Annotated in this window: 11 protein-coding genes; 2 read left to right on the plus strand and 9 right to left on the minus strand. The window is 60.2% G+C overall.

Annotated elements, in window-relative coordinates:
• Position 1 precedes the first annotated feature (1 nt).
• Genes trpC through QQG91_RS05605 form a run of 3 tightly spaced genes read right to left on the minus strand, consistent with a single transcriptional unit; the run spans position 2 to position 2,420 of the window.
• A complete protein-coding gene (gene trpC / locus QQG91_RS05595; RefSeq protein ID WP_285771985.1) occupies positions 2-811 on the minus strand; it encodes an indole-3-glycerol phosphate synthase TrpC in 810 nt (269 codons plus the stop codon).
• A complete protein-coding gene (gene trpD, locus QQG91_RS05600; protein ID WP_285771986.1) occupies positions 808-1,830 on the minus strand; it encodes an anthranilate phosphoribosyltransferase in 1,023 nt (340 codons plus the stop codon). Before trpD ends, trpC begins: the two co-directional genes overlap by 4 nt.
• Positions 1,827-2,420, minus strand: coding sequence for an anthranilate synthase component II (locus tag QQG91_RS05605; RefSeq protein ID WP_285771987.1), 594 nt, complete (start codon positions 2,418-2,420; stop codon positions 1,827-1,829). The genes trpD and QQG91_RS05605 overlap by 4 nt, the downstream gene beginning before the upstream one ends.
• A 133-nt stretch (positions 2,421-2,553) precedes the next feature.
• Between QQG91_RS05605 and QQG91_RS05610 the strand changes: the two genes are divergently transcribed.
• A complete protein-coding gene (locus QQG91_RS05610; protein WP_285771988.1) occupies positions 2,554-3,978 on the plus strand; it encodes a divergent polysaccharide deacetylase family protein in 1,425 nt (474 codons plus the stop codon).
• A gap of 46 nt (positions 3,979-4,024) precedes the next feature.
• On the opposite strand, the gene trpE is transcribed toward QQG91_RS05610, so the two are convergent.
• The 4 genes from trpE to QQG91_RS05630 form a co-directional block, all read right to left on the minus strand.
• On the minus strand, positions 4,025-5,530 hold the full coding sequence (trpE, locus tag QQG91_RS05615) for an anthranilate synthase component I (protein ID WP_285771989.1): 1,506 nt from the start codon (positions 5,528-5,530) through the stop codon (positions 4,025-4,027).
• Between the two features lie 12 nt (positions 5,531-5,542).
• Positions 5,543-7,387 carry a peptidylprolyl isomerase gene (locus tag QQG91_RS05620; protein WP_285771990.1) on the minus strand — a complete coding sequence of 615 codons (1,845 nt, stop codon included), beginning with the start codon at positions 7,385-7,387 and terminating at the stop codon, positions 5,543-5,545.
• A 77-nt stretch (positions 7,388-7,464) separates the two neighbouring features.
• A complete protein-coding gene (locus QQG91_RS05625; protein WP_285771991.1) occupies positions 7,465-8,637 on the minus strand; it encodes an aminotransferase in 1,173 nt (390 codons plus the stop codon).
• A 74-nt stretch (positions 8,638-8,711) separates the two neighbouring features.
• Positions 8,712-10,565 carry an ABC-F family ATP-binding cassette domain-containing protein gene (locus QQG91_RS05630; protein ID WP_285772321.1) on the minus strand — a complete coding sequence of 618 codons (1,854 nt, stop codon included), beginning with the start codon at positions 10,563-10,565 and terminating at the stop codon, positions 8,712-8,714.
• Between the two features lie 124 nt (positions 10,566-10,689).
• Here QQG91_RS05630 and ndk point away from each other — a divergent pair, with 124 nt between their 5' ends.
• Positions 10,690-11,112 carry a nucleoside-diphosphate kinase gene (gene ndk, locus QQG91_RS05635; protein WP_285771992.1) on the plus strand — a complete coding sequence of 141 codons (423 nt, stop codon included), beginning with the start codon at positions 10,690-10,692 and terminating at the stop codon, positions 11,110-11,112.
• Positions 11,113-11,193: 81 nt separating this feature from the next.
• On the opposite strand, the gene QQG91_RS05640 is transcribed toward ndk, so the two are convergent.
• Together QQG91_RS05640 and QQG91_RS05645 are read right to left on the minus strand one after the other, a co-directional pair.
• Positions 11,194-11,511 (minus strand): TfoX/Sxy family DNA transformation protein, encoded by a 318-nt coding sequence (locus tag QQG91_RS05640; RefSeq protein WP_285771993.1) that lies wholly within the window; start codon positions 11,509-11,511, stop codon positions 11,194-11,196.
• Between the two features lie 9 nt (positions 11,512-11,520).
• Positions 11,521-14,091, minus strand: coding sequence for a hybrid sensor histidine kinase/response regulator (locus QQG91_RS05645; protein ID WP_285771994.1), 2,571 nt, complete (start codon positions 14,089-14,091; stop codon positions 11,521-11,523).
• Between the last annotated feature and the right edge of the window lie 227 nt (positions 14,092-14,318).

Raw genomic sequence — 14,318 nt, forward strand, 5'->3', positions numbered from 1 at the left:
CTTATATCGCCCCCGCTTGGAGCGGATTGGCAAGGAGCGTGCGCGTTGCGGCTTCAACGTCCTCTTGCCGCATTAGGCTCTCACCGATGAGGAAAGTGCGCGAGCCGTAACGGGCCATATCGGCGAGGTCTTCGGGCACGAAAAGCCCGCTCTCGCACACGACCATACGGTCGGCAGGAATGCGTTTGGCAAGCGTGCGCGTGGTGTCGAGCGTGACCTCGAAGGTCTTGAGATTGCGGTTGTTGATGCCGATCATCGGGCTCTTGAGGTGGATGGCACGCTCGAGCTCTTCGGCGTCGTGCACCTCGATCAGAACGTCCATGCCCCAAGAAAAGGCTGCGTCCTCAAGCTCTTGGGCCTGCGCGTCCGAAACCGATGCCATGATGATCAGGATGCAGTCCGCGTGAAGCGCACGCGCTTCGGCGACCTGATAGGTGTCATACATGAAGTCCTTGCGCAGGGCAGGCAGGCGCACAGCCGAGCGGGCCGCCGTGAGGTATTCGTCCGCGCCTTGGAACGAGGGCGTATCGGTCAGAACCGAAAGACAGGTCGCGCCGCCCGCTTCATAAGCCTTGGCGAGCGCGGGCGGATCGAAATCGGGACGGATCAGACCCTTGGAAGGGCTGGCCTTTTTGATCTCGGCGATAAGGCCATAGCCTTCGCGGCTGGCGTCCTGAAGGCGGGCATGAAAGCCGCGGGTCTCGGGGGCCTCTTTGGCGCGTGCCTCGACCTCGGAGAGGGGCACGCGGGCTTTGCGCTCGGCGACTTCCTCGAGTTTATAGGCTTTGATCTTGTCGAGAATATCGCTCATTTCTTGGCCCCTTGGGTGATACGGGCAAGGGTTTCGACGGCGGTCTTGGCTTTGCCGCTGTCGATGCTTTCCGAGGCGATTTCCACGCCCTCTTTGAGCGTTGCAGCCTTGTCCGCGACCACAAGGGCCGCCGCCGCATTAAGGAGAACCGCGTCGCGATAGGCTCCTTTTTCACCTTCCAGAAGGGCGATCAGCGCCTTGCCGTTTTCCTCGGGCGAGCCGCCGAGGATGTCGCGCAGACGGTGCACAGGAAGACCCGCGTCTTCGGGATGCACTTCAAGGCCTTCGATCTTGCCGTTGGCAAGGGCCGCCACCGATGTGGTGCCCGTGATCGACATCTCGTCTGTGCCGTCCGAGCCATGCACGAGCCAGGCCTTTTCGCTCCCCAGTTCCATCAGCGTTTCCGCCATCGGGAAAATGAGGTCCACGGCAAAGGCCCCAGTGAGCTGACGCTTGACGCCTGCGGGGTTTGTGAGCGGGCCGAGAATGTTGAAAATCGTCTTGCAGCCGAGTTCCTGACGGACGGGCATCACATGCTTCATCGCGGGGTGGTGCATCGGTGCCATCATAAAGCCGATGCCGGCCTCAAGGATGCCTTGCTCCACCACTTCGGCTCCGACCATCACGTCGATACCAAGCTGGCCAAGCGCATCTGCTGCGCCCGATTTGGACGAGAGGTTGCGGTTGCCGTGTTTGGCTACGGGGACGCCTGCGCCTGCGACCACAAAGGCAGTCGCGGTCGAAATATTGAGCGTGCCGATCCCGTCACCACCCGTGCCGACGATATCCATCGCGCCTTGGGGGGCGGAGACGGGTATGCATTTGGCGCGCATCGCAGCGGCGGCGGCGGAATATTCGGAGACGGATTCGCCGCGTGCCCGCATCGACATAAGGAGACCCGCGACCTGTGCAGGCGTGGCTTGCCCCTCGAACAGGATTTCAAAGGCCTGATTGGCCTGCGAGCGGCTCAACGGACCTTCGGAAGCGGCATAGATGAGGGGTTTGATTGCGTCGCTCATGCTGTCTCTTTCGTCTTGAGGTTGGCCAGTTCGAGGAAGTTGTTCAAAAGCTTGTGGCCATGCTGGCTTGCGATGCTTTCGGGGTGGAATTGCACCCCTTGGATCGGAAGTGTGCGGTGCTGAAGGCCCATGATCGTGCCGTCCTCAAGCCATGCGGTCACCTCGAGACAGTCGGGTAGGCTGTCGCGCTCGACAACAAGACTATGGTAGCGGGTCGCCTCGAAGGGACTGGGAAGGTCTTTGAACACGCCCTTGCCCTCGTGGTGCATGGTGCCCATTTTGCCGTGGACGATTTCGTGGCAGCGCACGACCTTGCCGCCAAAAGCCTCGCCGATGGTCTGATGGCCAAGGCATACGCCCATGAGCGGGATCTTTGCTTCGGCGGCGGCGATGGTCAGCGGAATGCAAATACCCGCTTGCGCAGGATCGCAGGGTCCGGGCGAAAGCAGGATCGCTTCGGGCTTCATCGCGAGCGCCTCTTCGACGCTGAGCGCATCATTGCGGCGCACCACAACATCGGCACCAAGCTCGCCGATGTAATGCACCAGATTATAGGTGAAGCTGTCGTAGTTATCGATCAAAAGCAGCATGGTCGGCCTTGTTCAAAAAGGGGGCTACCGTTGGGCCTCCCCATAAATGTATAGTCGGGCCATACATGGGCCGACTGTGCAAGCAGCGTCAAGGTCCAGAGACAATAATGAAGTCAAGAACGGGGGCGGATTGGTGCTGAAAGGACTGATTTCAGGCGGATTGGTTGGGGTAGTCGTTGCAGGGACAGGATTTTCGGTCGCATCCTTGATGTTCGACCCGCCTGTGCGGGACGGTGCGGAGGCACCGAGCGTGGCGGCCGATGTTGCCGAAACACGCCCCGCCGAGGTGGCCGCACCCGAAGCGACAAGCGATGCGGCACTCGAAGTCGAACCTACCGAGGACGCGCCTGCGCCCGAGGCGGCAGTGCCCGTCGATATTGCCCCCGCGCAAAACACCGAGATCCTGATTGACCCGCCCGCGCTGAGTGCGCCGTCGGTTGGGGTATCGGCACCCGTCGCCCAGCCCGAAGGCAGCGCTTTGCCCGATGCGGATACCTCACCCAGCGCACCGCCCGTGGTCGCTGGCACCGAAGGCACTATGGCCGCTCCCGAAGTCGAAGGGGGCGCAAACGTCGATATGTCGACGGAAGAGCCTGTGCTTCCCAATCCTGCAGCGACCCCGCCGAGCACGCCCGAGGGGGAAACGAATCTCGAGGTTCAGGTCGAGCCGATCATCATCGTGACCGAAGAGCCCGCGACACCGAGCGAAGAGAGCATGGAAGCGGCTCCCGAAGAGGTCGTCGATCTCACGGCCAATGTGACGCCCGAACCCGTTACGTCCAAGCCGCCGACCTCGCTCAGCGGGACTTTGGCCGGCCAGATGCCAAGCGGCTCCGAAGGGGTCAAGGTCATCCGTCTGGGCCAAGGTGAAGACACTGAGCGGGAAACCGTCAAAGCGCTCGAAGAATTCTCGGCCGAATTTGCCAATCCGAATGATCTTCCGCTGATGTCCATCGTCCTGCTCGATGACGGGTCGATGGCGAATGCGGATGCCGCGCTGCGCGGCTCGCCGTTCCCTGTGACGGTGGCGCTTGATCCGAGCCTTCCGAACGCGACGGAACGGATGCAGACCTATCGCAATGCGGGGATCGAAGTTCTTGCGGTCGCGAATATCGCAAGCGGGGCCACGGCGAGCGATGTCGAGATGCTTCTGGGGGCTACCTTCAACATTCTTCCCGAAGCGATCGGGCTGATCGACACGGGAAGCGGCGATTTCGGAAGCCTTGCCGCAACCGAACAGGGGATGGCCGCGCTTGCCGCCGAAGGGCGCGGGTTCGTGACGATCGCACGCGGTCTGAATGCCGCGCTGCGCACCGCCGAGGACACCGAAGTGCCCGCTGCCGTCGTCTATCGTGATCTCGACGGCGAGGGGCAATCGGCGCAGGTGATCCGCCGTTTCCTCGACCAAGCCGCCTTTCGCGCGCGGCAGGAAAGCGGCGTCGTCCTGTTGGGGCGCGTGCGGCCAGATACGCTCTCGGCGCTGATCCTCTGGGCGACGGCCAATCGCGCCGAGCAAGTCGCTCAGGCCCCTGTTTCGGCGGTTCTCAAAGCCCAATAACGCAACGCCGCCCCAAGGGGCGGCGTTTTCGTTTCGTCTGACCGGATCAGTTGCCTGTTCGGAAAATCGTAGCGTCCTGAGCGGCTTTGCGGATGGCGTTCGATTTGTGAACGGTCTCCATATATTCGGACTCGGGATCGCTGTCGTAAACGATGCCTGCGCCCGCCTGAATATAGAGCTTTGCATCCTTGAGAACGGCGGTGCGCAGCGCGATGCACATATCCATATCGCCGCCCGCGCTGAAATAGCCGACGCCGCCGCCGTAGATGCCGCGCTTTTCAGGCTCAAGCTCGTTGATGATCTCCATCGCGCGGACCTTGGGCGCCCCCGAGACGGTGCCTGCGGGCATACCTGCGAAAAAGGCGGTAAGCGCGTCTTCGCCGTCGGCTATCTCGCCCACGACGTTCGAGACGATGTGCATCACGTGGCTATAGCGCTCGACAAAGAACTGATCGGTGGGATGCACGGTCCCGATCTTGGAGACCTTGGCCGTGTCGTTGCGCCCCAGATCGAGAAGCATGAGATGCTCGGCAAGTTCCTTCTTGTCGGACAAAAGATCGAGCTCGTTCGCCTTGTCCTCTTCGGGGGTGGCGCCGCGCGGACGGGTGCCCGCAATGGGGCGGATCGTGACGCGGCTTCCTGCCACCTGAACAAGGATCTCGGGGCTTGCGCCGATCACCTGATAGGTGCCGAAGTTGAAATAGAACATATAGGGCGACGGATTGGTGCGGCGCAGACTGCGATAGAGAGAGAAGGGCGGTTCCTTGAACTCTTGGGTCCAGCGCTGCGAGGGGACCACCTGAAAGATGTCGCCTGCACGGATGTAATCCTTGGCTTTTTCCACGGCGGCCTTGAAGCCGTCGCGGGTGAAGTTCGACGTCGGCTCGCCGACCTGATGCGGCTCGGAGTATTCGCGGCTGTCGTGGGGGATCGGGCGGTCAAGCGCGCGCTGCGCGTCCATCACCCTCTCGGCGGCTTGGGCATAGGCGGCACGCGCCGAAAGCCCGCTGCCCACATAGGCGGGCGAGACGAGGATCACATCGCCTTTGACGCCGTCGAGCACCGCAACGAGGGTGGGGCGCATCATCACGGCATCGGGCACGAAAATCGGATCGGGTTTCGCATCGGGGAGACGCTCGACCAGACGGATCATGTCATAGCCGAGATAGCCGAAGAGACCGGCGGAAGAGGCAGGAATATCGGAGGGAAGCTCGATCTTGCTCTCTGCAATCAGATTGCGGAGCGAGGTCAGGGGATCAACGCTCTCGTCCCGAAACGCGTCTTCGTCATAGCGCGCTTCACGGTTGATGCGCGCCTTGGTTCCGTCACAGCTCCAGATCAGGTCGGGGTTCATCCCGATGATCGAATAACGCCCGCGCACTTCCCCGCCCGTGACGCTTTCAAGCATAAAGCTGTGCTTGGCCGCTCCCGAAAGCTTGAGCATCAGGGACACGGTGGTGTCCAGATCGGCCGCCAGACGGGTATAGACGACCTGATGCTTGCCCGCTTCGTAAGCGGCTTTGAAGGTCTCGAAATCGGGGCTTAGTGCCATAGTGCCGCCTGCTTACTGGAGTTGGGTGTGCACGGCATTGATCGCCGCCTGATCAAGGGTGATCTCGGTGTTCTTGCGGATCGTTGCGAGGGTCGCATCGAAAAGGTCCTGCGACAGACCTGCGGCCGATTGCTCCAGAAGCGAGGCACGCTGTGCGATGGTGTCGGTATCGTTCAGATCGGGGGCCTTGATCGTATCAAGGGTGATCACCACCGTCAGACCCGTATCATCGGCCAAAGAGCGGCTCGTGCCTTGGTCCATGTTGAAGATCGCAGCGCCGAACCCGACGGGGGTGCCTTCGATAAAGCTGCGGCGGGTGAGGTCGGTTTCGCGCATCGGCACAAGCCCGAGATCGGCATAGCTCTCGCCTGCCTCGAGACGGGCGATCAGCGCTTCGGCGGCATTGAAGAGCGCATTCGACGCGGCCTCTTCCTGCCAGCCAGCGAGAACCGCATCGGCGACATCCGCCTGTTCCTGAAGCGCGGGTTCGCGCAGTGCATCGACGCGGAGCGCAAACACGCCGCCGTCCGCCATCTCGATGATTTCGGGATAGTCGCCGATAGAGGCCGAAGCCGCAGCGGTGCGGAAGCTGTCATAGGCGGCGATGCCATCGATCACAGTCTCATTGAATTCGATGGTTCCGAGTTCGAGATCAGAGCGCTCGACCAGATCTTCGATCGTTGCGCCGCCTGCAATCAGGTCGGTGAGGCTCTCGACGGTGTCGGTGATCTGGCGGCGTGCGCGCGCGGTCGCAAGCTCTGCCCGAAGATCGTCGCGGGCCTCTTCAAAGGTGGTTTCTTCGGCCGCAAGGATCGCGTTCACGCGGAACAGGGCAGGGCCGAGGTCCGTATCGAGCGGGCCGACGACAGCGCCCGTTTCGGCAGCAAAAATCGTCTCGCCCGCAGCGCCGAGATCGTCGATCGCCACGTCGCCCATATCTGTGTCGGTCATGGCAAGGCCGCGCTCGGCAACGAGATCCTCGAAGGTGGCTTCGCCTGCCGTGACACGCGCAATCGCTGCTTCGGCGCTCGCGGCATCACCATAGATCAGGCGCTCGACAAGTCGGCGCTCGGGGAAGATGTAATCGGCGGAGCGTTCTTCATAGAGATCGCGCAGCGCCTGTTCGTCCACCTCGACCTTGTCCATCAGCATTTCGGGCGTGAGCCACGCATAGGTGATTTCCTTGGTTTCGGGGATCGTGAACTCTTCGGGGTTCGCCTCGTAATAGGCGGTCAGATCGGCCTCGGTCGGTTCGGCAATCGGGGCCGAGACCAGCGCGGGATCGATAAAGGCATAGGTCACGTCGCGGCGCTCGGAAATATAGCCGAGCAGAAGATCGGCATAGGCTTCGCTCGGGGCAACACCGCCGATGATTGCGGCCTGAACCATAGTGCGGGCCATTTCTTCGCGCAGGCTTGCTTCGAATTCGGCTTCGCTCTCGCCGATACGGCTGAGCGCATCGCGATAGGCATCGCGGTCGAATTTGCCGTCAAAGCCCTGAAACGCGGAGATGTTGAGCACCTGTTCGCGCACGCGCTCGTCACCGACCGAAAGGCCGAGTTCAAAGGCGGCGTTGTCAAGGACGCGCTGGTTCACAAGGTCATTAAGGACCTGACGGTCAAGGCCGAGCGACTGCGCTTGGGTAAAGCTGACCGTGGTGCCGACCTGAGCCGAGAAGGCGTTCAGCTGTTCACTGAGCGTGCGGTAATAGCGGTTGATCGAGATGTCCTTCTCGCCGACCGTGCCGAGGCGCGTTGCGCTTCCCGAGAGGTTCACCGTGCCAAAGCCCATGAGACCTACGAAAAGGAGGCCGAGGATGATCCATACAAAGACCTTGCTTCCCTTGCTCGCTGCCATTTTACCTGTCCTTCAATACGTGTTTTGCCGATGCGACGACCGCCACTGAATAGGCGGTCAGAGGCGGGGGTGCAAGATCAGAGCGCAAGCGTTTCGAGGCGCTCGAACAAGGCGGCAATGCCAGCGCGGTCCACATTGGCAAAGGCGATGCGCAATTGCCGTTCCGCCTCGGGGTGGTTTTGCGGCATGAACATCGTCCCCGGAAGCAAAAGAACGCCGATTTCCTGCACGAGTTTGGGCGCAAGCGCGTGGCTTGGCATCTCGAAAGGGTGCTCGACATAGGCGAAATAGGCACCGCACCCGAGAAGCTTCCAGCCCTTGGCCGCAAGTCGGGGAAAGTGCTCTTCGATGGCTTTGCGCCGATCAAGGATCTCGGCCCGCTCGCCCTTGAGCCAGTCGTCAAGGTTCCGCATGCCCCAAAGCGCGGCGCGTTGCCCAAGCTGGTTGGCACAGATCGTCACGGTGTCGAGGAACTTCTCGACTTGCGCAAGACGCGCGGGCGAACAGCAGATCGCACCGACGCGGTGCCCCGTCAATCTGTAGGCTTTTGAAAAGGAATAGAGCTGAATCAGCGTCTGGTCCCAGTCGAAATGTTCGAAAAGTGCATGTGGGGCCTCTTCGCGACTGTCGAAATCGCGATAGGTTTCATCAAGGATCAATGCCAGTCCGCGGGCACGGCACAGATCATAAAAGGCTGCCACTGTCTCTTTGGGATATTCGGCACCACCGGGATTGTTGGGCGTAACGAGAACGATGGCCTTTGTGCGCGGAGTGATCAGCGCCTCGGCTGCCCCCACATCTGGGATAAGACCCGCGCCCGTTTGCAAGGCCACGGTTTTGACGCCCGCCATGTCGAGCCACATGCGGTGGTTGAAGTAATAGGGGATCGGAAGGATCACCTCGTCGCCTTCGGTGCAAAGCGTGGCGATGGTGGCGGCAAAGGCCTGATTGCAGCCCGACGTAATGGCGATATTCGCGGCCTCGACCCTACCGTTGTAGAGACGCGTCCAGCGGGCGGCGACTTCGGCCCGAAGGTCGGGCAGACCGAGCACAGGACCATAAAGATGGGCGGCGGGATCGGTCTTGATGATCTCGGCCATCGCCTCGAGCATTTCGGGGGGCGGCGGCGCAACGGGCGCGGCCTGAGACACGTTGATCAACGGGCGGTCCGCCGTGAAGGTCGCGGCCTCGAGCCAGCGGCGGGCTTCCATCACGGGCGGCGGAAAGGTGGCTTCGGTGCGCGTGGTCATGCATCTCTCCCATTTGCTTGCGCGCACTGTCGCGAGACAAATGGGGAAATGCAATTGGAAACCGTGTCTTACCGCTAAAGAGCTTCGGCTCTCTCGAGTTTTTCCAAAGCCGCCATCCAGAGCGCTTCGGCGCGGGCCAAACCGTCCATGACTTCGGCGTATTTGCGGTTCCAGACTTCGAGCTCGCCGACTTTGTCGGATTCATACAGATCAGGGTTGGCAAGCTTGGCCGCCAATTTGTCTTGCATTTCGACGATCTTGTTGTAGCGCTCTTCGGATTTGCGCACCTCGGCACGAAGCGCAAGGATTTCGTCTCGGCTCGGCTTGGGGGTCTTGGGCTTTTCGGCCTTTTGCTTTTGCTCGGGCTTATCGACGCTCAACAGCATCTTTCGATAGGCTTCGAGGTCCTCTTCATAGGGCGCAACGCGGCCGTCTTTGACGAGCCAGAGGCGGTCGGCCACAAGGCTGAGAAGATGCATATCGTGGCTGACGAGGATCACGGCGCCCGTGTAAGCGGTCAGAGCTTCGACAAGCGCTTCGCGGCTCTCGATATCAAGGTGGTTGGTCGGTTCGTCGAGGATGAGAAGATGCGGTGCATCAAGGGTCGAGAGCAAGAGCGACAGACGCGCCTTTTGACCGCCTGACAGACGGCCCACTTCGGTCTCGGCCTGCGCCGCCATAAGGCCAAAGCCTGCAAGACGGGCACGAAGCTTGGCCTGGCCTTCTTCGGGGCGTTCGCGAAGGAGGTGCTGGAGCGGGGTTTCTTCAACGCGAAGCTCGTCCACCTGATGCTGGGCAAAGAACCCGATGCGCAGCTTGGAGGAGGTCACCATCGCGCCGCTCATCTTTTCAAGACGACCCGACAGAAGCTTGGCCAGCGTTGATTTGCCCTCGCCGTTGCGACCGAGCAGAGCGATACGGTCGTCCTGATCGATCCGAAGGTTGAGACGGTCGAGAACCACGCGCTCGCCATAGCCGACGGAGGCGCCTTCCATCGCGATGATGGGAGGCGAGAGTTCTTCGGGCGAAGGAAAGGTGAAAACGGTGCGGGCCGCATCCTCGGGCACACGGATCGTTTCCATCTTTTCAAGCATTTTCACCCGGGACTGGGCCTGTTTCGCTTTGGAGGCCTTGGCCTTGAAGCGGTCGACGAAGCTTTGCAGGTGTGCGCGCTTCGCCTCTTGCTTTTTGGCGGCCTGCGCCATCAGGGCGCGCTTTTCGGCCCGCTGGCGGGCAAAGCTGTCATAGGTGCCGGTATAAAAGGTGAGCTTCTTGTCTTCGAGGTGCAGAATCCCGCCCACCGAACGGTTGAGCAGTTCGCGGTCGTGCGAGACGATCAGCACCGTATGAGGATAGCGCACGAGGTAAGCTTCGAGCCAGAGCGCCCCTTCAAGGTCGAGATAGTTGGTCGGTTCGTCAAGCAAGAGAAGGTCAGGCTCCGAGAATAGAACCGCCGCCAATGCAACGCGCATCCGCCAGCCGCCCGAAAAGGCAGAGCAGGGCATCTTTTGCTCGTCGTCGGTAAAGCCCAAACCCTTGAGGATCGAACTTGCCCGCGCTTCTGCCGACCACGCGTCGATATCGGTCAGACGGGTCTGGATCTCGGCGATACGGGTCGGGTCGGTCGCTGTTGCCGACTCGGCCAGAAGCGAGTCGCGCTCGGTGTCGGCCTTGAGCACCGTGTCGATGAGTGAGACCTCGTTTCCGGGGACTTCCTGCGATACACCGCCGATCCGCCAGCCGCGCGGGATCTCGATCTCGCCCGTATCAAGATGGAGTTCACCCCGTATCATCTTGAAAAGTGTGGTTTTCCCTGTCCCGTTGCGACCAACGAGGCCGACCTTGTGGCCGGTGGGAATGGTGGCGGTGGCGTTCTCGATCAGAACGCGGCCGTCGATGGAATACGAGATATCTTTGATCCTGAGCATGGGTGTTGCTTGCCTCATGCGAGGGGCGCGGTCAATCACGGCTTTTCAAGTCGGTCGCGCCATGTTAGGGCAGCGCCAATTTCAACATCGGGAGCAATCGCTCCCCCGCTTACGAGGCTCTGATATGGCTATTGAACGCACTCTCTCGATCATCAAACCCGATGCAACCAACCGCAACCTGACCGGCAAGATCAACGCAAAGTTCGAAGACGCAGGTCTTCGTATCGTTGCGCAAAAGCGCATCAAGCTCTCGATGGAGCAGGCCGGCAAGTTCTACGAAGTGCACGCTGCACGTCCGTTCTATGGCGAACTGTGTGAATTCATGGCTTCGGCTCCTGTTGTTGTTCAGGTTCTCGAAGGTGAAGGCGCAATCGCCAAGAACCGTGAAGTCATGGGCGCAACCAACCCCGCCGACGCTGCTGCCGGCACGATCCGCGCAGAGTTCGCTCTTTCGGTCGGCGAAAACTCGGTTCACGGCTCGGATGCTCCCGAGACCGCTGCTCAGGAAATCGCATTCTTCTTCTCGGGTCTCGAACTGGTCGGCTAATCGGCTGATCTGACCTGAAACGATTGACCGCCCTCATGGAAACATGTGGGCGGTTTTCGTTTGGTCACAGGTCAGAGGGCGTCAGATCATCACGCCGATGGCGCGCAGCTCGTGGATCAAGCTCGCGTCCCCCGCACACTCGGATTTCAGTTGATCGAAGCGGATGCGCAACCGATCCTTCTCCACCCCCGTGCAATCGTTCCAAGATCGCCCCTGAAGCGCCATTTCCAAGGCATAATAGCCGATGAAATGCGGTCGAAGGCCGTTTTGCAGCATCTTGCCATAGGCCGCGTGCGCGCCGATGGCGCGGAGCTCTTCGCTCGTGCGGATGCCCGCCGCGATAAGCTGGCCTGCAACGGCGTCACCGATGCCCTTTATGGTGGTCAGATCCGATTCCATGCAAAGAGCTTAAACTTTTGCGGGCGTTCCGCCATGGGATTTCACCGAAGGAGCGGCGCCGAACACCGCTTCGGCTTGATCGGGGTGGTTCTTGTAATAGCCCCACAGGAAGCCGGTAAGCTGTTTCACTTCAAGAGGCTTGGGCAGAACGATCGTCGCACCTGCTTCAAGGAAGTCATGCATCTCGTCGCCCACCGTGGCCGCCGTCAGACCGATAATCGGTTTGTCGAAACCGTCCGACCTGAGCTGCGCACAAAGTTCGTCCCCCGCCATTTGCGGCATAAAGAGATCGCTGATGATGAGGTCGGGCTCATAGCTCTTGAGCACGTCGAGCGCCTGAAGCCCGTTGCCCGCGACCTTGATGTCCTTGACGATCTTGCGAAGGCGGCTTTCGACAACCTGCGAGACAAGTCGGTTGTCCTCGACCAAGAGCACCTTGATGCGGTTGAGGTTGAAGCGCGGGTCGACGGCATCGCCTTCGGCGATTTCGGCGGCAGGGACATAGAGCGGGGCGGGGATCGAAATGCGATAGCCTGCGCCGCCTTCGACGGGGCTGAAATATTTGACCGAACCGCCCAGCACCTGAGCCGAGATTTTGACGATGTAAAGACCGAGACCGCTTCCGTCGACGCGGTTGCGGGGATCAACCTCGCCGCGCTGGAACGGCTCGAAGAGACGCTCGATCTGGTTGTCGGCGATCCCGACGCCGTTGTCGGTGATGGTCCAGACCGCATGTTCGATCCGCCGCTCGCCGACTTCTTCGGTGGAATAGCTGATCTTGACGCGTGAGCCCCCCGAATGGACGATCGCATTGCGCAGGACGTTTCCAAGGATCTGCTTGATCCGCGTCGAGTCCCCGATCCGTGCGTCCTGAGCGCCGCTGCCGAAATGAAGGCTGATGTCGAAACCCGCGTCCCGCGCCTGAAAGGCAAAGGTGTTGCGAACCGAGGTGGTGATCTCTTCGGCGTTGAAGGGCTTGAGGTTCACAGGAAGGTTCTTTTCGGGGTTCACCGCTTGGCGCATGTCGTTGAGCACGTTCAAGAGATGGTCCGTCGCGTCGCGTAGGTTCTGCTTGGTCGCTGCCACGGCGTCGTTGCCTTCGAGATCGTCGATAAGCATCGAAATGACGGCTGCGGGGCTTCTGATTTCATGCGAGATGATCGAGAACATCTGGGTCATCTTTTCCGAACGGTATTCAAGCTCGTCCAGCGTCTCCGAGAGGACCTTTTCGTTGTTGTGCTCCGCCGTCACGTCGATGGCCAGACCATAGACCATCGGCTGGCCGTTGCTGTTGATCTCGTTCCACAAGAACAGACGGATGTAGAAAACATCGTCTTGTTCCATGTGTTTGAAGCGCGCCAGAATATCGCCTGTCTCGTTCGGACCGTAATAGAGGATATTGCGCAGCTCGGTCTGTTCTTCTCTGGGGAAGCGCTGCATGAGCGTGCCAAGGTCCATCTTGGGCGGGGCGTCGAAGATCTTTTGGGTCACAGCGTCGAACCTGATCTGGCGGGCATCGACATTGACCGCAAAGAGACCGACGTTGGCAAAGTTGCGCACCGCATTGAGGCGGCGCAGACTCGAATTGCGTTGTTGATTGACGTGGCTCGAATAGCTTCGGAACGTGAGGTTGAGACCCGCCAGAGCCACCACCAGCGTCGCATAGGTCAGAATGGATTTGTCGATGTCGCTGATCGGCGGCGCGCTTCCGATCGCATAGCCCGTCAGACCCGTGAAGAGCGACATACCGATAAGAATTGCCAGCGGCGCGAATTTGATGTTCGCTGCCTGTGCGACAATCGCGATGATGAGCGCGATTTCAAGTTCGGGAAGGACCGTAAAACCCAATCTGTGAGCCACGACATAAACCACAAAGATACTCGACAGGACGAGGATCTTCGGCAGATAGGAGAGGCGCGGGCGCTGGATCATGGCGATGAGAAAGGCCGTCGCGGTCACACCGCCCAAGGCGATCCGCCGATAGGCCAGCGACCAGAGCGCATCGTCGAACCCGAAAGCCGCGCGAAGGTCAGCGGCAAAGACAGTGGCGGATTTCTGGATGAACAGCACCGCAAGAAAGAACAGCGTCGTAAAGACGATCTGTGTCGCGACCGCCGCCACGAGATCGATCTTGATCGGAGAGCTGTATTTCTTGAGTTCGCTGAAAAGCGTCCGGATCAGCACGACGGTTGCCAAACAGATCCCGACATTGAGCACGAACAGGAACGTGACGAGTTCGCTCTTCGAGAGCCCGTTTTCTACGGGGGGAGGAAAGCTCCAGATGTCGAAGAGGAGCGGGGTGAAATAGGTGAAGGTGTAGGCGACAAAAAGCAGATGCCAGAGCCTGAGCGGAAAAACCACGGCTCCTGCGACAAGAACGATATGCGCCCCGCTGGGAAGAAGGCCAAGCGCAAGATTGTCGGTATAGAATTGGCTTCCGCCAAAGGTGATGCAGAGTTGCCAGAACGCGATCACGATGAACGAATAGAGCGAAAGCTTGACCGTATCGACTTCGAACGCACGCCGCATTCCGTCGATCTGCGACATCTCGAAATCACGGAAGACGAAGTTGTCACCCAAAATCCGACCGAGCTCGATACTGTTTGGTAACTTGGGCCCGCGTTTTTCATTTGGGGAGGTGGACGCCTGCAATTTCGACCTTTCCGGCATAGCTATACTTCAACGTAGTATACCCTCCAAACCGAGGGATGTGATGGATATTTTGTATATTAATATATCCTAAAGAGTATATCGGACCGAGCCGTCGCGCGAGCAAAGACCCGCGGTGCATGTAACGTGCCAGACCA

Origin of the sequence: Marivivens sp. LCG002 (genome assembly GCF_030264275.1) — a bacterium.
Lineage (GTDB): Bacteria > Pseudomonadota > Alphaproteobacteria > Rhodobacterales > Rhodobacteraceae > Marivivens.

Bases quoted from the DNA above. Each gene is read 5' to 3' on its own strand.
- trpC (WP_285771985.1), bottom strand. From the start codon at position 811: ATGAGCGATATTCTCGACAAGATCAAAGCCTATAAACTCGAGGAAGTC.
- trpD (WP_285771986.1), bottom strand. From the start codon at position 1,830: ATGAGCGACGCAATCAAACCCCTCATCTATGCCGCTTCCGAAGGTCCG.
- QQG91_RS05605 (WP_285771987.1), bottom strand. From the start codon at position 2,420: ATGCTGCTTTTGATCGATAACTACGACAGCTTCACCTATAATCTGGTG.
- trpE (WP_285771989.1), bottom strand. From the start codon at position 5,530: ATGGCACTAAGCCCCGATTTCGAGACCTTCAAAGCCGCTTACGAAGCG.
- QQG91_RS05620 (WP_285771990.1), bottom strand. From the start codon at position 7,387: ATGGCAGCGAGCAAGGGAAGCAAGGTCTTTGTATGGATCATCCTCGGC.
- QQG91_RS05625 (WP_285771991.1), bottom strand. From the start codon at position 8,637: ATGACCACGCGCACCGAAGCCACCTTTCCGCCGCCCGTGATGGAAGCC.
- QQG91_RS05630 (WP_285772321.1), bottom strand. From the start codon at position 10,565: ATGCTCAGGATCAAAGATATCTCGTATTCCATCGACGGCCGCGTTCTG.
- ndk (WP_285771992.1), top strand. From the start codon at position 10,690: ATGGCTATTGAACGCACTCTCTCGATCATCAAACCCGATGCAACCAAC.
- QQG91_RS05640 (WP_285771993.1), bottom strand. From the start codon at position 11,511: ATGGAATCGGATCTGACCACCATAAAGGGCATCGGTGACGCCGTTGCA.